This is a genomic window from Streptomyces sp. CNB091 (genome assembly GCF_000377965.1).
In genome coordinates, this window is the sequence record NZ_KB898993.1 from 303,357 (window position 1) to 320,790 (window position 17,434).

18 protein-coding genes are annotated in these 17,434 nt (G+C 71.5%); 3 read left to right on the forward strand and 15 right to left on the reverse strand.

Annotated elements, in window-relative coordinates; all coding sequences use genetic code 11:
• Positions 1 to 22 precede the first annotated feature (22 nt).
• The 8 genes from D581_RS0109470 to D581_RS0109505 form a co-directional block, all read right to left on the reverse strand.
• Entirely contained in the window at positions 23 to 2,608 is a 2,586-nt protein-coding gene (locus D581_RS0109470) for a polynucleotide kinase-phosphatase (protein WP_018957004.1), read from the reverse strand.
• Complete coding sequence (locus tag D581_RS0109475; protein WP_078625736.1) at positions 2,605 to 4,173, reverse strand: 3' terminal RNA ribose 2'-O-methyltransferase Hen1; 1,569 nt, start codon at positions 4,171 to 4,173, stop codon at positions 2,605 to 2,607. Before D581_RS0109475 ends, D581_RS0109470 begins: the two co-directional genes overlap by 4 nt.
• A 93-nt stretch (positions 4,174 to 4,266) precedes the next feature.
• The gene (mmuM, locus tag D581_RS0109480; RefSeq protein ID WP_018957006.1) at positions 4,267 to 5,196 is read right to left on the reverse strand and encodes a homocysteine S-methyltransferase; all 930 of its coding nucleotides are present in this window, start codon (positions 5,194 to 5,196) and stop codon (positions 4,267 to 4,269) included.
• Positions 5,197 to 5,247: 51 nt separating this feature from the next.
• Entirely contained in the window at positions 5,248 to 6,171 is a 924-nt protein-coding gene (locus D581_RS0109485; RefSeq protein ID WP_026290364.1) for an LLM class F420-dependent oxidoreductase, read from the reverse strand.
• A 161-nt stretch (positions 6,172 to 6,332) separates the two neighbouring features.
• On the reverse strand, positions 6,333 to 6,833 hold the full coding sequence (locus tag D581_RS0109490; RefSeq protein WP_018957008.1) for a DUF6099 family protein: 501 nt from the start codon (positions 6,831 to 6,833) through the stop codon (positions 6,333 to 6,335).
• Between the two features lie 124 nt (positions 6,834 to 6,957).
• Positions 6,958 to 7,317, reverse strand: a complete 360-nt coding sequence (locus D581_RS0109495) for a nucleotide pyrophosphohydrolase (RefSeq protein WP_018957009.1) — start codon at positions 7,315 to 7,317, stop codon at positions 6,958 to 6,960.
• 152 nt (positions 7,318 to 7,469) lie between these two features.
• Complete coding sequence (locus D581_RS0109500; protein ID WP_006128240.1) at positions 7,470 to 7,874, reverse strand: cell division protein SepF; 405 nt, start codon at positions 7,872 to 7,874, stop codon at positions 7,470 to 7,472.
• Between the two features lie 209 nt (positions 7,875 to 8,083).
• Positions 8,084 to 8,881 (reverse strand): DeoR/GlpR family DNA-binding transcription regulator, encoded by a 798-nt coding sequence (locus tag D581_RS0109505; protein ID WP_020679187.1) that lies wholly within the window; start codon positions 8,879 to 8,881, stop codon positions 8,084 to 8,086.
• Positions 8,882 to 9,110: 229 nt separating this feature from the next.
• Here D581_RS0109505 and D581_RS0109510 point away from each other — a divergent pair, with 229 nt between their 5' ends.
• Both D581_RS0109510 and D581_RS0109515 read left to right on the forward strand, forming a co-directional pair.
• The gene (locus tag D581_RS0109510) at positions 9,111 to 9,998 is read left to right on the forward strand and encodes a sugar isomerase (RefSeq protein ID WP_018957011.1); all 888 of its coding nucleotides are present in this window, start codon (positions 9,111 to 9,113) and stop codon (positions 9,996 to 9,998) included.
• A 14-nt stretch (positions 9,999 to 10,012) separates the two neighbouring features.
• Complete coding sequence (locus D581_RS0109515; protein ID WP_018957012.1) at positions 10,013 to 10,678, forward strand: DedA family protein; 666 nt, start codon at positions 10,013 to 10,015, stop codon at positions 10,676 to 10,678.
• 72 nt (positions 10,679 to 10,750) lie between these two features.
• On the opposite strand, the gene D581_RS0109520 is transcribed toward D581_RS0109515, so the two are convergent.
• The 5 genes from D581_RS0109520 to D581_RS0109540 form a co-directional block, all read right to left on the reverse strand.
• A complete protein-coding gene (locus D581_RS0109520; RefSeq protein WP_018957013.1) occupies positions 10,751 to 11,317 on the reverse strand; it encodes a hypothetical protein in 567 nt (188 codons plus the stop codon).
• Between the two features lie 69 nt (positions 11,318 to 11,386).
• Positions 11,387 to 12,463 carry an iron chelate uptake ABC transporter family permease subunit gene (locus D581_RS0109525; RefSeq protein ID WP_018957014.1) on the reverse strand — a complete coding sequence of 359 codons (1,077 nt, stop codon included), beginning with the start codon at positions 12,461 to 12,463 and terminating at the stop codon, positions 11,387 to 11,389.
• Positions 12,460 to 13,497 carry an iron ABC transporter permease gene (locus D581_RS0109530; protein ID WP_018957015.1) on the reverse strand — a complete coding sequence of 346 codons (1,038 nt, stop codon included), beginning with the start codon at positions 13,495 to 13,497 and terminating at the stop codon, positions 12,460 to 12,462. The genes D581_RS0109525 and D581_RS0109530 overlap by 4 nt, the downstream gene beginning before the upstream one ends.
• Before the next feature lie 82 nt (positions 13,498 to 13,579).
• On the reverse strand, positions 13,580 to 14,629 hold the full coding sequence (locus D581_RS0109535; RefSeq protein WP_018957016.1) for an iron-siderophore ABC transporter substrate-binding protein: 1,050 nt from the start codon (positions 14,627 to 14,629) through the stop codon (positions 13,580 to 13,582).
• Positions 14,630 to 14,917: 288 nt separating this feature from the next.
• Positions 14,918 to 15,883, reverse strand: a complete 966-nt coding sequence (locus D581_RS0109540; RefSeq protein WP_018957017.1) for a hypothetical protein — start codon at positions 15,881 to 15,883, stop codon at positions 14,918 to 14,920.
• Positions 15,884 to 16,042: 159 nt separating this feature from the next.
• Here D581_RS0109540 and D581_RS0109545 point away from each other — a divergent pair, with 159 nt between their 5' ends.
• Entirely contained in the window at positions 16,043 to 16,279 is a 237-nt protein-coding gene (locus tag D581_RS0109545) for a hypothetical protein (protein WP_018957018.1), read from the forward strand.
• Positions 16,280 to 16,362: 83 nt separating this feature from the next.
• On the opposite strand, the gene D581_RS0109550 is transcribed toward D581_RS0109545, so the two are convergent.
• Positions 16,363 to 16,572, reverse strand: a complete 210-nt coding sequence (locus tag D581_RS0109550; RefSeq protein WP_018957019.1) for a DUF397 domain-containing protein — start codon at positions 16,570 to 16,572, stop codon at positions 16,363 to 16,365.
• Positions 16,559 to 17,395: a helix-turn-helix domain-containing protein gene (locus tag D581_RS0109555; RefSeq protein WP_018957020.1), complete on the reverse strand. Its 837-nt coding sequence runs from the start codon at positions 17,393 to 17,395 to the stop codon at positions 16,559 to 16,561. The genes D581_RS0109550 and D581_RS0109555 overlap by 14 nt, the downstream gene beginning before the upstream one ends.
• Between the last annotated feature and the right edge of the window lie 39 nt (positions 17,396 to 17,434).

The following is a 17,434-nucleotide window of genomic DNA, read 5'->3' on the forward strand; positions in this document are numbered from 1 at the left end:
TCGCCCACGGGTTGGACGGCTCTCAGAGCCGGGGGTCCACCGGCTCCGACTCCAGGGCCAGGACGGCGAACACCGCCTCGTGGACCCGCCACAGCGGCTCGCCCTCCGCCAGCCGGTCCAGGGCCTCCAGACCGAGCGCGTACTCCCGCAGCGCCAACGAGCGTTTGTGGCCCAGGAACCGGGAGCGCAGGCGCTCCAGATTCTCCGGACGGGTGTACTCGGGGCCGTAGATGATGCGGAGATACTCCCGGCCGCGCACCTTGATGCCGGGCTGGACGAGCCGGCCCTTGGCGTCCCGGACGAGGGCGCCGAGCGGCTTGACGACCATGCCCTCGCCGCCCCGCCCGGTCATCTCCAGCCACCAGTCCACGCCCGCGCGCACGGAGGCCTCGTCGCCGGTGTCGACGACGAGCCGGCGGGTGACCTGGAGCAGCCCCGTCGGGTCGTGCTCCACGAGCCGGTCCAGCCAGGCGAGCTGCTCGTCGTGCGGTACGGAGGCCAGGGAGCGGCCCTGGACGGCGAGGATCTGGAACGGTGCGAGCCGCACCCCGTCCAGCCCCTCGGTGGGCCAGCAGTAGCGCCGGTAGGCCTCGGTGAACGCGGCCGCGTCCTGCGCGCGGGCACGCTGGTGCCCGGCGAGACCCGCCACCTCGACGCCCCGGGCGACCGCCTGCTCCAGAGCGGCGACGGCCGGCGGGAAGACCGCGCCGGACGCGGCGCCGACGGCGGCGTACTGCGAGCGCAGCAGCCCGCCGGCCTTGAGCGACCACGGCATCAGCTCGGCGTCCAGGAGCACCCAGTCGGTGTGCCACTCCTGCCAGAGCCCGGCGGCGGTGACGGCGGTGCGGAGCCGGTCCAGGACCGCCTCGGTCATCGCCGTGTCGTCCAGGAACGGGCGTCCGGTGCGGGTGTACAGCGCGCCGGTGGGGCCCGCCGTGCCGAAACGCGCGGTGGCGGCTCCGGCGTCCTTGCAGACCAGGGCGACGGCCCGGGAGCCCATGTGCTTCTCCTCGCACACGACCCGCTCGACGCCGTCGCCGGCGTACTGCGCGAAGGCCTCGGCCGGGTGCTCCAGGAAACCGTCCTCGCGGGAGGTGGCGGTGGGTGCCATGGTGGGCGGGAGGTAGGCGAGGAGCTGCGGGTCGACGGCGAACCGGCTCATCACCTCAAGCGCGGCGGCGGCGTTCTCCTCGCGCACGGCGACACGGCCCAGGTGCCGGGTCTCCACGACCCTGCGGCCCTGGACGTCGGCGATGTCCAGGGGGCGGCCCTCCCGGCCCCCGGGCGCCTCGGTGGTCAGCGGTTTGACGGGCTCGTACCAGACCTTCTCGGCGGGTACGTCGACCAGTTCGCGCTCCGGCCAGCGCAGCGCGGTCATCCTCCCGCCGAAGACGGCCCCGGTGTCCAGGCAGATGGTGTTGTTGATCCAGGAGGTGGTGGGCACCGGGGTGTGCCCGTAGACCACGGTGGCGCGGCCCCGGTACTCCTCGGCCCACGGGTAGCGCACGGGCAGGCCGAACTCGTCGGTCTCCCCCGTCGTGTCCCCGTACAGCGCGTGCGAGCGGACCCGGCCCGAGGTGCGGCCGTGGTACTTCTCGGGCAGCCCGGCGTGAGCGACCACCAGCTTGCCGTCGTCCAGGACGTAGTGGCTGACCAGCCCGTCGATGAACTTCCGCACCTGTCCCCGGAACTCGGGGTGTTCGGCGTCCTCGCGCTCCAGCTGCTCGACGGTCTCGGCGAGCCCGTGGGTGAGCTGGACCTTGCGGCCCGCGAGGTAGCGGCCGAGCTTGTTCTCGTGGTTGCCGGGGACGCACAGGGCGGTGCCCGCCGACACCATGGACATGACGCGGCGCAGCACCCCGGGGCTGTCGGGGCCCCGGTCGACGAGGTCGCCGACGAAGACGGCCGTACGTCCTTCGGGGTGGGCGCCGTCCACGTAACCGAGTTTGCCGAGCAGGGTGTCCAGCTCGGAGCGGCAGCCGTGGATGTCCCCGATGATGTCGAACGGGCCGGTGAGGTGGCGCAGGTCGTTGTAGCGGCGCTCCAGGACCACCGTTGCGCTCTCGGCCTCCTCCTCGGTGCGCAGGACGTGCACCTTGCGGAAGCCCTCGCGCTCCAGGCCGCGCAGGGAACGCCGCAGCTCGCGGCGGTGTCGCTGGATGACATGGCGTGGCATGGAGGCGCGGTCCGGGCGGGCCGCGTTGCGGGCGGCGCAGACCTCTTCGGGGAGGTCGAGGACGATGGCGATGGGCAGGACGTCGTACTTCCGGGCCAGCTGGACGAGCTGCTTGCGGCTCTCGGACTGGACGCTGGTGGCATCGATCACGGTGAGCCGCCCGGCCTCCAGGCGCTTGCCGGCGATGTAGTGCAGCACGTCGAAGGCGTCGCGGCTGGCGCTCTGGTCGTTCTCGTCGTCGGCGACCAGCCCCCGGCAGAAGTCCGAGGAGATGATCTCGGTCGGCTTGAAGTGCTTGTGGGCGAAGGTGGACTTGCCCGATCCGCTGGCGCCGATGAGGACGACGAGGGAGAGGTCGGTCACCGGCAGGGCGCGCGCGGCGGTGGCGGTCGTGGCGGTTTCCGCGCCGGTGGTGCTGTGGTCGCTGTTCATGCGGCTTCCGCCTCCTTCTTGCCGGTGTTCCTGTCGGCGGTATCGTCAGTCTTCTTGTCGGGGTTCCTGTCGTCGTTCTTCTCGGTGTTCTTCTCGGTGCTCCTGTCGCGGCTGCCGGTGGTTTCCGTGCTCCGGGTGAACACGGCCATCTGGGTCGGCGGCCCCACCTCGGGGTCGTCCGGCCCGACCGGTACGTACCGGACGGTGTATCCGTGCCGCTCGGCGACCTTCCCGGCCCAGTCCCGGAATTCGGCCCGGGTCCACTCGAAGCGGTGGTCCCCGTGCCGGACGTGCCCGGCCGGGAGGGTCTCCCAGCGGACGTTGTACTCGACGTTCGGCGTGGTCACGAGCGCCGTCGCCGGTCGCGCCGCGCCGAACACCGCGTACTCCAGGGCGGGCAGCCGGTCCAGGTCCAGGTGCTCGATCACTTCACTGAGCACGGCGGCGTCGTATCCCACGAGCCGCTTGTCGGTGTAGGTGAGCGAACCCTGCCGCAGGGTGACCCGGTCCGCCCGGCGCTCTCCCATCCGGTCCAGCTTCAGCCGCCGCGAGGCGATGGTGAGGGCGCGCATCGAGACGTCGACGCCGACGATCTCGGTGAAGCGCACGTCCTTGAGGAGCGCCTGCACCAACTGGCCCTGGCCGCAGCCGAGGTCGAGTACCCGGCTCGCCCCGGCGGCGCGCAGCGCGTCGAGGATCGCGGTGCGCCGCTGTTCGGCGAGCGGGACCGGCTTCTCCTCGGTGTCGGTGCTCTCGTCCACCGCGTTGTCGACGCTGTCGACGTCGAGGTCGTCCGACTCGGCGAGCCGGACCAGCTCCAGGGCCTGGTCGGCCTGGCGCGTGAGCCCCCAGCGGTGGGAGAGATAGCGCCGCGTGATCAGCGGCCGCTCGGGGTGGTCGGCCAGCCAGCCCTCCCCCGCGCGCAGCAGCTTGTCCACCTCGTCGGGCGCGACCCAGTAGTGCTTGGCGTCGTCGAGCACCGGGAGCAGGACATAGAGCTGGCGCAGCGCGTCAGCGAGCCGCAACTCGCCCTCCAGCACCAGGCGTACGTAGCGGGAGTCGCCCCACGCGGGGAACTCCTCGTCCAGCGGTACGGCCGTGACGTCGACCCGCGACCAGCCGAGCGGCGCGAACAGCTTGTGCACCAGCTCGGCGCCGCCCCTGGCGGGCAGGGCCGGCACCTCGATCCGCAGCGGCAACGGGCTCCCGGCCCGCTCGGGCATGGCCCGGCAGACGCCGCCGAGCGCGGACTTGAACACGGCGGCGAGAGCGACCGACAACAGCGAGGACGCCGCGTAGGGGCGGTCGTTGACGTACTGCGCGAGCGCCGCGTCGGGCGCGCCGCCCCGGCCCTTACCCTTGCCGCGCCGCACCAGCGCCACCGGATCCACCTCCAGCAGGAGCGCGGCCGTGCAGCGCTCGGCGGACGCCTCGGGATAGAAGACGTGCGCGGAGCCGTGCGAGGTGGAGAACGCCTGCGCCTTGTCGGGATGCTTGTGCAGCAGAAAGCCCAGGTCCGTGGCGGGACGCTCTTGGGTGCCGGTCGTACCGATTGTCAGGAACACCTGTCCGAGTATGGTCGTCACCCCCCGCTCCCACCAGGCATTTTCACTCCTCCTGCAACGCAGCGATCTCCGGGACGGTCCCGGAAACGCCCGCTACGGCGGGCCTTGACTCTCCAGCCGCCCTTCCAGCTCCGTGATGAGGTCCGGCCCCACCCGGCAGCAGCCTCCGACGAGCCTGGCCCCGGCCCGTGTCCAGGCCCGCACCCGCCCCGGGTCGAAGGTGCCGCGCCCGGTCCACCCTCGCGCTCCGGCGTCCCACCCCTCCCCGCTGTTCGGGTAGACCACGGCGGGCCTGCCCGTGACCGCCACCGCCTGTTCCACCGCTCCCTGTGCCTCCTGCGGATCGCAGCAGTTGACCCCGACCGCGAGGACGGAGTCCCGCCCCGCCGCCACCGCGAACGCCTCCTCCAGCGGCTGGCCGGCCCTGGTCCGGCCGCCCGCCACGCTGTACGAGAGCCAGTACGGCAGTCCGGTCTCCTCGGCCACGTGGACCAGGGCCTCGGCCTCGTCCAGGTCAGGCACCGTCTCCAGCGCCAGCGCGTCGGGCCCGGCAGCGGCCAGCGCCGCCACCCGGGGGCGGTGGAAGCGCTCCAGCTCCCGGACGCTCAGCCCGTAGCGGCCCCGGTACTCGCTGCCGTCCGCGAGCATCGCCCCGTACGGTCCGACCGATGCGGCGACCCAGGTCTCCCGCCCGGGGTCGACCCGGCGCGCCGCGTCGGCGGCGCCCCGGGCCAGCTCCACGCTGCGGGCGAGCAGGGCCCCGGTCCCGGCCCGGTCGATCCCGTACCGCCCGAACCCTTCGAAGGTGGCCTGATAGCTGGCCGTGATGAGCACGCGCGCGCCCGCCCGGAGGTAGGCGAGGTGAGCGGCCTCGATCTGTTCCGGCGCGTCGGCCAGCAACCGGGCAGACCACAGCGCGTCGGACAGATCGCAGCCCTGCGCCTCCAGTTGGCTGGAGAGCCCGCCGTCCAACAGGACGGGCCCGGCCGCCAGCGCGTCGGCGAGCGTGCGCACGGTACGCACAGCCACCTCCTCCTCGTCAGGTCAGGTCAGGTCAGGTCAGGTCAGGTCAGGTCAGGTCAGCTGGGACTGGATCTGCGAGGAGATCAGTTCCAGATGGTCCAGGTCCTCCAGATCGAGGACCTGGAGGTAGATCCTCGACGAGCCGATCGCCTCGAAGCTGCCGATCTTGTCGACCACCTCGGCGGGCGATCCCGCCAGCCCGTTCGCCTTGAGCTCCTCCACGTCCCGGCCGATGGCCGCCGCGCGTCGGGCGACCTCGGCGTCGTCCTTGCCCGTGCAGACGATCAGCGCGTTGGAGTACACGAGGTCGTCCGGGGAGCGCCCGTGCGCCTGCGCGGCGGCCCGGACCCGGCCGAACTGCTTCTCGCTGTCCTCCAGCGAGGCGAACGGGATGTTGAACTCGTCGGCGTACTGCGCGGCTAGGCGCGGGGTGCGCGTCGCACCGTGGCCGCCGATCAGGACGGGCACCTTGGCCTGGGTCGGCTTCGGCAGCGCGGGCGAATCCGTGAGTTGGTAGTAGGTGCCGTCGTAGCTGAAGGTCTCGCTGGCCTCCGTCGCCCACAGGCCCGTGATGATCGCGAGCTGCTCCTCCAGGCGGCCGAACTTCTCCTTCGGGAACGGAATGCCGTAGGCCTTGTGCTCCTCCTCGAACCAACCTGCGCCCAGGCCCAGTTCGACCCGGCCGCCGGACATCTGGTCGACCTGGGCGACCTGGATGGCCAGCACTCCCGGCAGCCGGAACGTGCCGGCGGTCATCAGCGTGCCGAGCCGGATCCGCCGGGTCTCGCGCGCCAGCCCGGCCAGGGTGATCCAGGCGTCCGTCGGTCCGGGCAGACCGTCGCCGGATCCCATGCGGAGATAGTGGTCGGAGCGGTAGAAGGCGTCGAAGCCCAGGTCCTCGGCGGCCTTGGCGACGGTGAGCAAGGTGTCGTAGTCGGCCCCTTGCTGGGGCTCGGTGAAGATGCGAAGATCCATGCTCTCCATCCTGCCTCTCCGGCGCCCGCTCCCGCCCACCAGCCAGGCCGGACCTCCCCCACATCTCCCCCTGCCTCCCCTGCCCCTGCCTCCCCTCGGGCCGTCGTCTCCCCTCGGGCCTCGGCGTCGGCGCCCCCTCCCGGCGCTCCGCCCCCTCCCCCTCAGGGCCCTGCCGCCGATGCCGCAGGACCGCGTATACCGCCGTAGGGGCCGTCGCGCTCCCTCTCCCGCTCCGCCAGCCGCCTCAGCATCCCGTGCACGCGCTCCAGTGATTCGTCCGCCGCGTCCATGGCCTCGATGCACTGCCAGTACAGACCGTCCTCGCCCGTGTCGCAGGCCACCCCGACCAGGGCGATCCCGGCCTCACTGAGCAACAGCGCGAGCCCGGCCAGGGACCGCCGCACATCGGCGATTTCGGACAACTGGGCCGCCCTGGCACCGCCGGAGAGCACCGTCGGATGATCCAGCGCCGAGCATCCGGCGCCGATCTCCCCCAGCGCCCGCGCCTCGCTCCGTAACTCCACCGGGCCGTAGAGCGCCAGCCGACTGCCGACCGCCCGGGCGAGCGCCTGTGCCTGCCAGGCCTCCGCCATGACATCCAGCGCGCCCCGGCTGCCCGCCAGAGCCCGCCGCCCCGCCTCGATGACTCGCTCCGCTTCCATGTCTCTCCCCCGTCCGTACGAAAACCCGCTCACCTCATTCATTACCCACAGTGAGGTAGACAGCACCGTAAGGCCAGAGGAAATCGGAAATCTGTGGACAGGAAGTCGACTGTGGATATCTCACTCACTCCGAAGAGTGACGATCGAGGGGTTCCGGAGCGCTCGGCAGGGGGAAGCGCTTCTCGTTCCGCTCCAACTTGGCGACCAGCGCGGCCGTCGGATCGACGCCCAACACCGTGCAGAACTGCAGGAGATAGGCGAGCACATCCGCCACCTCGTCGGCGACCCGGTGGGCCGATTCAGGATTCTCCATGACCCCCGCCGACTGTTCGGGCGTCAGCCACTGGAAGATCTCCAGCAGTTCGGAGGCCTCGACGCTGAGCGCGGCCGCCAGGTTCTTCGGGGTGTGGTACTGCTCCCAGTCGCGCGCCGCAGCGAACGCGACCAGCCGTCGCTGGAGTTCTGCCACATCGATGTCTGTCACGGCCTCAGGTCTATCACCGGCCACCGACAGTGGCTCCCCGCGCTCCCACCCCGCACGCGAGGCCGGGCGGCCCGGAAAACTGGGGCGACGGTCCGGGGGCGGCGCGGCCGGGGGCGGCGGTCCGGTCCGGCTGCCGCCCCGACTGCCGCTTCCTACGACTGGGCGAGACCCGCGGGCGTGACCCCCTCGACCTCCATGCCGACCGGCGCGAGCAGGAAGACATTGCGGTCGACGCGGTGCATGCCGCTGCCGAGGCCGAAGACCACACCGCTGCTGAAGTCGAGAATCCGCTTCGCCACGTCCGTTTCCGCCGCCGTCAGGTCGAGCAGCACCGGGACCTGGGCCACCAGGTACTCGGCGACCTCGCGAGCGTCCGCGAAGACCTGCACCCGCAGCACCACGAGGCGCCGCTGTTCGGCCGCCCGCTCGTCCGGGACGGTGCGGTGGTCGATCCGGGACGGCCACTCGTCGCGGCCGCGCAGCGGTACGACCTGCGCGAGCCCTTCCCACTGTTCGTCGGTGGCGTCATATCTGTCATACCTGTCGTACCTGCTCACAGGGCCACCCCGTCGTCGAGCCGGTCGGGTTCCCGCCGGCTGCACTCACTGTTCATCGGGCAATCCTCTCGTCCCTCACCCGTTCGGCGTACCAGCGACACGGTGAAGTCTCCGTCCGTGTCGCTTCCGGTACCCGACGGTCACCCGTTCATGACGCCCCATGGCCTCGGGCACGGCGTGCCGCACCGGGCCGAGCCGCACCGCGCGGATCAGACCGTGACGACCTGGACCCCCGCCTCGCCGAACCGGTCCTTCGCCTCCGCGCCGATACGGGAGTCGGTGACCAGGACGTCGACCAGTCCGAGGTCGCAGACCCGGGCGAACGCCCGCTTGCCGATCTTCGACGAGTCGGCCGCCACCACCACCCGCTGGGCCCGCTCCGCGAGCAGCCGGTTGACGCTGGCCTCGCCCTCGTGGTGGACGTACGCACCGCGTTCGATGTCGATGGCGTTGACCCCGAGAACGGCGACGTCCAGGGTGATCTCGTTCATCACTCCGACGGCGAGCGGGCCCGTCAGCTCGTACGACTGGGGCCTCGCGACCCCGCCCGTCACGACCATCTTGATCTGCGGCCGGATCGCCAGCTCGCTGGCGATGTTGAGGGCGTTGGTCACCACGGTCAGCGTCGGCTGCCCACCCGCCGCCGCCGTCTCGCCCACGATGTCGGGACGCACCGCCAGCGCCCTGGCCACTTCGGTCACGGTCGTCCCCCCGGTCAGGCCGACGACCTCCCCGACGGCGACCAGGCCGGACACGGCGCGGCCGATGGCCTGCTTCTCCGGAGCGTGACGGCCCGTCTTGTAGCGGAGCGCCAGTTCGTAGGAGACCCCGTGCGCGACCGCGCCGCCCCTGGTGCGGGTGAGCAGGTGCTGTTCGGCCAGCTGGTCCAGGTCGCGGCGGATGGTGGCGGCCGAGACGTCGAGCGCCGCCGCCGCCTCCTCCACGTCCACCCTGCCGTGCTTGCCGACCAACTCCAGCAGCGCGTCCCACCGGGCGTCCCTGGACAAGAGCGTCTCCTCACCGTCCGGCGCGGGCACCGCGTTTCGCGGGAACGCGGTCGCCGGGGGCCGGACCGCCGCAAGCGTCGCACAGGGCCTCCCGGGAGCCCTTCACCCACCTGCGGCTTGCTTGTTTTTGCTCGATAACTGCATGTAACGTGCAGAATTCTACATCCGGGCTGGCCAGCCCCGCTCAGCCCCGTTCCCGTGGTCCACCTCGTTCCCGTGGAGTGCAGACGTGTCGTATGCCGAGACCGAGACAGCCAGTCAGCCCGCCTGCTGGCGGCGCGCCGCCGCTCTGGCGGGCGGCCCCGAGACCGCCGCCCTGCCCGTCGCGGGCGAGCGGATCGCGGTCGTCGGCTGCGGTACCTCCTTCTACATGGCGCAGGCCTACGCCGGGCTCCGCGAGGGCTCCGGCCAGGGCGAGTCGGACGCCTTCGCCGCCTCCGAGTTCCCCTTCGGGCGCGGCTACGACCGTGTCGTCGCGCTGACCCGCTCGGGGACCACGACCGAGGTGCTGGAACTGCTGAACCGGCTGCGCGGGACCACCCGCACGGTGGCCGTCACGGCGGATCCCAGGACCCCGGTCAGGGCGGCGGCCGACGCTCTCGTCGTCCTGGACTTCGCCGACGAACGGTCCGTCGTCCAGACGCGCTTCGCCACGACCGCCCTCACCCTGCTCCGGGCCCACCTCGGCCTGCACTCCGAGGCCGTCGTCGCGGACGCGGAGACCGCGCTCGCCGCGCCGCTGCCCGACGGGCTGCTGGAGAGCACCCAGTTCTCCTTCCTCGGCCGGGGGTGGACGGTCGGGCTGGCCCACGAGGCGGCGCTGAAGATGAAGGAGGCCTCGCTGTCCTGGACGGAGTCCTATCCCGCGATGGAGTACCGCCACGGCCCCATCAGCATCTCCACCACCTCCACCGCGACCTGGATGTTCGGTGAGGCCCCCGAGGGGCTGCCCGAGCAGGTGCGCGCGACGGGCGCCCAGTGGGTGGACGGCGCCCTCGACCCGCTGGCCGATCTCGTACGCGTACAGCGCCTCGCGCTCGCCCGGGCGGCCGCGCGGGGGCTCGACCCGGACCTGCCGCGCCACCTGAGCCGTTCGGTGGTGCTCGACGGGGCCTGAGAGACCATGGACACATGCACCTGACCCTGTCAGCCGCCCGGGAACCGCTCGCCGCCCCGGATCCGCAGGGGGGCGTCGTCGGCTGGGCCACCGGGCTGGTCGAGACCTTCGGCGGTCCCGGCGCGGGTGCGGCCATCGCGCTGGAGAACCTGTTCCCGCCGCTGCCCAGCGAGGTGATCCTGCCGCTGACCGGGTTCGCCGCCTCGCAGGGGGTGCTCACCATCGCCTCGGCCCTGTTCTGGACGACGCTCGGCTCGGTCGTCGGCGCGGTGGTCCTGTACGGGATCGGAGCCGTGTTCGGCCGGGAGCGGATGCACGCCTGGTGGGCGAAGCTCCCGCTGGTCAAGGCATCCGACCTGGTGCGGACGGAGGAGTGGTTCGCCCGGCACGGCACCAAGGCGGTGCTGCTGGGCCGCATGGTGCCGGTGTTCCGGAGTCTGATCTCGGTGCCCGCGGGCGTGGAGCGCATGCCGCTGCCGGTGTTCGTCGGGTTGACGACGGCGGGCAGTCTGGTGTGGAACACCGTGCTCGTGATGGCCGGATACTGGCTCGGCGACCAGTGGGACGTGGTCGGGGCGTACGTCGGCGTCGTGACCAAGATCGTGCTGGCGCTGGCCGCGGTCGCCCTGGTCGGTTACGTCGCGATGCGCGTCAGGGGCCGCAACCGCGAGCGGCCCTGAGGGCGCCGGCGGGCACGGCAAGGCACGCCGGGCCCGTGAGACACCCCGGCCGGGTGTCTCACGGGAGACGGCTCAGGACTCCTCGAAGTAGGCGTCCAGGACGGTGTCCAGCTCGGCCGGCCAGCCCTTGAGCTCGGCGCGGCTCGCCGCCTCGACCTCGGCGTTGAACCAGCGGCGGCTCGACAGATGGACGGTCACCGTGAACCGGCGGCCGAAGCGCGCCGGGGTGGTCTCCACCGCGCCGATCTCGTCCCAGTGGAAGTCGGCCTCCTGGTCGTCGAGTGTGAAGCGGACACCTTCCCGGGCCACCCGGATCGAACCGCGTCGGTCGCTGACCTCGAAGACGGGGCCGTCCTCGACGGCGTCGCCCTCCTTCTCCGCCTTGTCCTCCGTTGCGGCGTCGCCCGCCGCCGATTCCGGTTCCTGGTCGGTGTCGGTGCCGACGGCGTCCGCGGTCACTTCGTCGTCGCGGTCCGTCTCCGTCTCCGACTCCGGAGCAGCGTCCTCCGGACCGGCCTCCGATTCCGGTTCGGGCTTCCGGGTGACGGCGGGCGCCGCCAGTCCGGGCAAGGGGATGAACGCCGGGTCGGTGCCTGCGGCGAACTCGGGCTTCTTGTTCGAATCTATGCTCTGCTCCACGGCGGGCAGTATGGTCGACGAACCTGTACGTGACCAGTCGTCACCGCCCCGACACCGCTCAGAGCACGCTCAGAGCACGCCCTTGCGCCATTCCCGTACCAGCAGATAGCCGAGGTACGCGCCGCCGATCGCCATCGTGTAGATCCCGACCGGCAGGTCGTCGAAGAGCGCCAGCTGCTGGGAGCAGAGGTCCGCGAGCACCAGCAGCAGGCCGCCGGTGAGGGCGGAGAGCAACAGATGCGGGCCGGAGCCGCGGGTGAGGCGTCTGGCGATCTGGGGCGCGGTCAGGGCGATGAAGGCGATGGGGCCCGAGACGCTGACCGCGGCGGCCGAGAGGGCGATGGCCAGGACCACGGCTAGGGTCTTGGCCTTCTTCGGCTCGGAGCCAAGTCCCTCGGCGATGTCGTCGCCCATCTCGCCGATGTCGAGCCGCCGGGAGATCAGGGCGGTCAGCGGGGCCGCGGCGAGCAGGACCAGCCAGATGGTGGTGGCGTCGGTCCAGGAGCGAGCGGTCAGGCTGCCGTTGACGTAGGCGGTGAGGACGGAGGCCTTGTCGCGTTCCAGGGCGTAGACGACGTACTGGGTGACGGCCGCGCCCATCGCGGCGACGCCGATCCCGGCGATGACGAGCCGGGCGGGGTTACGGAAGCCGGTGCCGGTGGAGACGTACACCAGGGCCATCGCGAGGACCGCGCCGAGCAGCGCCCCGATGGCGACCGGGACCGTGTCGGGGAACATCAGGGCGCAGATCGCGGCGCCCGCGCCGGCCCCGGCGGAGAGCCCGATGACGTCGGGGCTGCCGAGCGGGTTGCGGGTGACGGACTGGAACAGGGCGCCGGAGAGGCCGAGCGCCGCGCCGACCCCGATGGCGACGGTGAGGCGGGGGCCGCGCAGCCGGTTGAAGACGAACCGGTCCTTGCCCTCGGCGTCGCCGACGAGCGCGGCGGGCAGGTCGGCGAGGTCGATGCCGAGGCGCCCCCAGGCCAGCGTCGTGACGGCGGCCGCGAGGAGGAGGACGAAGAGCCCGGCGCCCGCGAACACGGAGGCCCGGCGCATGGGTATCGCCACGGTGCGGCCCACGACCAGATAGCCGCGGGGGGCCTGGGGAGCCTTGCGTGCGGGGGCGGTCTGTTCGGTGACGGTCATGAGGTGCCCCGCATCCTGCGTACGGCGATGAGCAGCGCGGGTGCGCCGATGAAGGCGGTGACGACCCCGACCATGAGTTCGGTGGGGCGCATGACGACCCGGCCCACCACGTCCGCGAGGAGCAGGAGGGTGGGGCCGAGCAGGGCGGAGAAGAGGATCTGGGCGCGGAAGTCGACGCCGACCAGGGCCCGTACGACGTGCGGGACGGCGAGGCCGACGAAGGCGATCGGGCCGACGGCGGCGGTCGCGGCGGCGCTGAGCAGCGTCGCGGCGAGCAGTCCGCCGCCCCGGGTTCGCGTGGGGTGCGAGCCGAGCGCGACGGCGGTCGCGTCGCCCAGGGCCAGGGCGTTGAGGCCGGGGCCGAGGGCGAGGGCGAGCAGGAAACCGACGGCGGCGAAGGGCAGGACGGACCAGAAGACGTCGAAGTCCCGGCCGCCGAGCGCTCCCACGACCCAGTAGCGGTAGCTGTCGAAGACCTGCGGTTTGCTGAGGGTCACCGCCTGGATGAACGCCATCAGCACGGCGGTGAGCACGGCTCCGGCGAGCACCAGGCGCACCACGCTCGTCCCCGTACCGGCGGAGCCGATGACATGGACGAGGACGCCGGCGACCAGCGCTCCGGGCAGCGCCCACCACATGGTGTCGGTGGCGCCGGAGGCCCCGAGCCAGGCGGTCGCGGCGACGATGCTCGCGGAGGCGCCGGCGTTGATGCCGAGGAGGCCCGGTTCGGCCAGCGGATTGCGCGAGACGCCCTGCATGAGGGTGCCCGCGACCGCGAGGCAGAGTCCGGCGAGGACGCCGAGGACGGTGCGCGGGTAGCGGCTCTCGATGATGACGGTGATGTTGGGGTCGGCGGTGCCTCCGAGGACGTCGACGACATCACCGAGCGAGGTGCTGCGACTGCCGAACATGACGCTCGCGCAGAGCGCGAGGGCCAGCGCGGCCAGGCCGAGGAGCAGGAGGAACGCCAGCCGAGCGGCGCCGGTACGGGAGGTACCGGCGCCGCTCGGCGGTGCGACCGTGGTGGTTGCCATGGGAGTGGAGTGTGCCTTGTGGGCTCGGCGGTTCGGCTACCGGTCCGCCTTGTGTGCTCGGCGGTCCGGATCCGGTCCGGAATTACTTGCCGGCGGTCTTGACGGCCTTGTCGATGATCGGCAGGTAGCGCTCGATCGTCCAGGGCACGGTCAGCGGGTTGATGATCGAGGAGGCGGTGACGAAGGAGTTGTCGTTGCTCGCAACGACGGCGCCCTTCTTGATCGCGGGGATCGCGCCGTAGAGCTTCTGGCCCTCGATCTCCTTGCGGTTCTTCTCGTCCGTGTAGAACGTGAAGACGAGGTCGCTGTCCTTGAGCTTCTCGGCGTTCTCCAGGCCGATGAGGGCCGAGTCGGTGCCGGGGGTCTCCTTGAAGCCGTTGACGACCGGGTCGACCTTCAGTCCGAGCGAGGAGACCATCTTGACGCGCTGCTCCTCGGGCTTGAAGACGCCGAGGGTGCCGGGGCCGGAGTTGTAGATGTAGGAGAAGGTGACGTCCTTGTAGTTCGGCCGGGTGGCCGCGGCGTCGGCGAGCTGCTTCTCGATCTTCGTCTTGAGACCGTTCGTGTCCTCGGTCCGGCCGAGCGCCTTGCCGATGATGTCGATCTGCTGGTCCCAGTCGGTGCTCCACGCCTGCTCGGGATAGGCGACCGTGGGGGCGATGTCCTTGAGGACGTCGTACTGCTTCTGCGTGATGCCCGACCAGGGGGCGAGGATGACGTCCGGCTCCAGCTCGGTGATCGCCTCGAAGTCGATCTCCTCGCCGCCCGTGAACTGCTTGGGCAGCTTGTCGCCGGACTTCTTGACGGCCTCGTTGATCCACGGGAGGTAGCCGGACTTGTCGCTGCCCCAGGGGTAGCTCTCGATGCCCACCGGGGTCTGGCCGAGGGCTATCGCGGTCTCGGCGGAGCCCTGGCCGAGGGTGACGATGCGCTCGGGCTTCTCCTCGATCTTCGCGGTCCCGAGCGAGCTCTTGATCGAGACGGGGAAGGCGCCGCCGCCCTTCGCCGAGTCCTTCGCCCCGTCCTTGTCGCCGTCGCCGTCCGAGGAGCAGCCGACGAGGGCGACGGCGAGGGCGACGGTGGTGGCCGTCGCGGCGAGGGTGTGGCGGCGCACGCGGGTGAAGCCGAGCATGGAGGGTCCTCAGGTTGGCCGAGCAAGTGAAGGTTAGGCAAGCCTAAGCCAGAGGTGGCGACGCCTCAACAAGCCCCCCCTCCCGCAACGCCGGTCACAGGGGCCGCACCCGGGAGGCGTCGGGCCTCACGCCTCTCCTCGGCACGCCACCCCGAGCAGGGCGGATCCATGGACTGACCCCGGGGGCAAGGCTGTTGCTCACGGGGACCGTCGGCGGACCTCTCCGCCCGTACGCGCTCCGCCCGTGTGCTGATCGTTATGCGGTCCGCCCGGGACGACACGCCACACTCAGTGTCCGTGCTCGGCGGATTCCTCGTTCTCCGGCACGGGCTCCCCGGCCGCGGCCCCCCCGGCGTGCACGGTGAAGGCGGCCGTACGGACCTTCCCCTCGTGCCGGAAGTCGAGGAAGAGGCGGTAGGCCCCCTTGCTCGGGGCGGTCGCGGTGAAGGAGACCTCCGGCCCCGGCTTCGTCCGCCCGTCGCCCGGTTCGCCGTTCGGGTGCACGTGGAGGTAGGCAAGGTCTCCGGCGCGCAGCGCGACGAGGTGGCCGTACGCGCCGAGGTAGGACTGCAGGTCGGTGACCGGCTTGCCGTCCTTCTCGACCTCCAGCTTCAGTTCGCTGCCCGCACCGGGGCGCAGCGCCCCGTCGAGCGTCACCTCGTACCCGTCGACGGTCACCGCCCGTTCCGCCTTCGGCAGTGCCTCGGGGCGCGCGTCGCCCGACACGGCGAGGTCCGCGCCCAGGGTGACACCCTTGGCGTTCTTCCCGTCCGGGGTGAAGTCGGCGAAGACCCGGTAGCCGCCGGCCTCGGGGAGCTCGACGGGGGTGGACCAGGTGCCGTCGGCGGCCCGCACGGGGTGCAGGTGCCGGTAGGTCGTGAGGTCGCTCGACGCCACGATCAGGTGCAGTTCCTTGCCGTGCTCGCGGCGGAACGCCGTCACCTTGCGGGAGGAGTCCTCGTCCACGACGGCGAAGCGCAGCTCGGCGGGCTCGCCCGCCTCCACGCGCGGGGTGCTGAGATCGAGGGTGTAGCCCCCTTGGGAGATCTGCAGGCCGCCGGGAAGCTCCGGGGCCTCACCCACGCTCGTCTCCGCCGCCCCCTTCTCCGCGACCTCCTTCGCGCCGTGGCCGCCCTGATGGGACGGCGCCTTCTCGGCGACAGCGGGATCCATGGCCCCGCCCACGGCGTACGCCGACCCGAAGGTCGCCGCGAGCGCCGCGGTGAAGGTCGTGATCTTGAGACCGGTCTGCATGGCCCACTCCCTCGTCAAGGTCGCCGGGTCGCGACCACTCACCACCCAAGATACCCCCCAGGGGTATCAAGTCAAACTGGAGGTGACCTTGCGGCCAGGGCATGAGGCAGGAAGAATCCCGCTCACCGGCTGGACCGAAGCGGATGGGAACGGGATTCCATGGGGACGTTCGTCGTGCTGATGGCAGGGCTGGGCGGGGCGGCCGCGTGGTGCGCGGTGGTGCTGGTCCGGCGCGGGCGTCGCGGCCCCACCGAGAACGCGGACGGGTTGCTGATCGAGCAGGCGGCCCGGCTGCGGGCACAGCAGATGAAGACCGACGGGCGCGCCTTCCGGGGCCACCCCCATGGAGGGCCGCGCTCGGGCGGGGGGTCACGCTCAGGGCAGCGGCGTCGCTGACCCTCGGGGGGCCCGGCACCCCGATGACGTCGATGGCCCTCGCTGAAGTGGTTCAGAGAGGGCCATCTCGTACAAGATCCGGATCAGGCGCTCAGCTCGCCGTCCTTCACAGCGGACACGAACGACGACCAGCCGCTGGCCGCGAACGCGAGCACCGGGCCGTGCGGGTTCTTGCTGTCGCGAACCGGAACAACCGGGGCGAAGTCGTCTGCAACCTCCAGGCATTGGCCGCCGTCCTGGTTGCTGTAGCTGCTCTTCCGCCAAGTGGCTGCGTTCAGATCACGGGCTCGCACGTGCTTCCTCCAGGATGCGCAGAATGAACTTCCGCGACTCGGCTGGTGAAAGAGCCAGGTCGCGCACCGAATCGTACGCACGTTGCAGCCGCTCAACCGGTACAGATTCCTCGATGAGTTCGCCCCTGTACCCGTTCTCGGCATACGCCACGGTACGCCCATCGGGCAGGCGGAGGAACATGACATCGGCGTTAGTGAGGCCATGCAGGCCCGCCCTGAACGGTGCCACCTGCAGTGTCACGTCCTCCCGCTCTCCGACCTCCAGCAGATACTCCAGCTGCGCCTCCCACTCCCTCCGGTCTCGCAGTGGGGTCCGCAACACTGCCTCGGACAGGATGGTCCGGAACTGCGGCACGTCCTCACCAGCGAGCAGCTCCCGCCGACCCATCCGAGCCTCGACCTGCTGGTCCAGCGCCTCGCCCCTGAGCCCACCCGACGCCAAGATCTCCCGCGCGTACCCCGGCGTCTGCAACAACCCCGGCAGCACGCTCACCGCGAAGTGCCACATGCTCACGGCCTCGGCCTCCAGCGCCATGTACCGCCGGTAGCGCTCCTTGAACTGGGTCTTGTCACTGACCGCCAACTCCCACAGCGCCAGCAGCAGCCCAGGCGTCCCGTAGTGCGTGTCCAGCGCCTGGACGACCTCCGGGCCGCCGACCGTCTCACCCTTCTCCATCTTGCCGAACAGCGACCAGTCCCAGCCCAGTCGGTCGCCCAGTTGCCGCAGGCTGTGGCCGCGCGCCGTGCGCAGGAGGCGTAACTCCTCCGCGAACCGTGCTCGTGGTTCCCTGCTGCGGCCCGTGACCGCTCGCCTCGTCGGCATCGCGCCCTCCGTGAAACGTGGAACGTGTGGAACTTGCGG

Coding starts and splice junctions, on each gene's coding strand:
- D581_RS0109490 (WP_018957008.1), bottom strand. CDS start 6,833: ATGGAAGCGGAGCGAGTCATCGAGGCGGGGCGGCGGGCTCTGGCGGGC.
- D581_RS0109535 (WP_018957016.1), bottom strand. CDS start 14,629: ATGCTCGGCTTCACCCGCGTGCGCCGCCACACCCTCGCCGCGACGGCC.
- D581_RS0109485 (WP_026290364.1), bottom strand. CDS start 6,171: ATGGATCTTCGCATCTTCACCGAGCCCCAGCAAGGGGCCGACTACGAC.
- D581_RS0109555 (WP_018957020.1), bottom strand. CDS start 17,395: ATGCCGACGAGGCGAGCGGTCACGGGCCGCAGCAGGGAACCACGAGCA.
- D581_RS0109525 (WP_018957014.1), bottom strand. CDS start 12,463: ATGACCGTCACCGAACAGACCGCCCCCGCACGCAAGGCTCCCCAGGCC.
- D581_RS0109540 (WP_018957017.1), bottom strand. CDS start 15,883: ATGCAGACCGGTCTCAAGATCACGACCTTCACCGCGGCGCTCGCGGCG.
- D581_RS0109545 (WP_018957018.1), top strand. CDS start 16,043: ATGGGGACGTTCGTCGTGCTGATGGCAGGGCTGGGCGGGGCGGCCGCG.
- D581_RS0109470 (WP_018957004.1), bottom strand. CDS start 2,608: ATGAACAGCGACCACAGCACCACCGGCGCGGAAACCGCCACGACCGCC.
- D581_RS0109515 (WP_018957012.1), top strand. CDS start 10,013: ATGCACCTGACCCTGTCAGCCGCCCGGGAACCGCTCGCCGCCCCGGAT.
- D581_RS0109530 (WP_018957015.1), bottom strand. CDS start 13,497: ATGGCAACCACCACGGTCGCACCGCCGAGCGGCGCCGGTACCTCCCGT.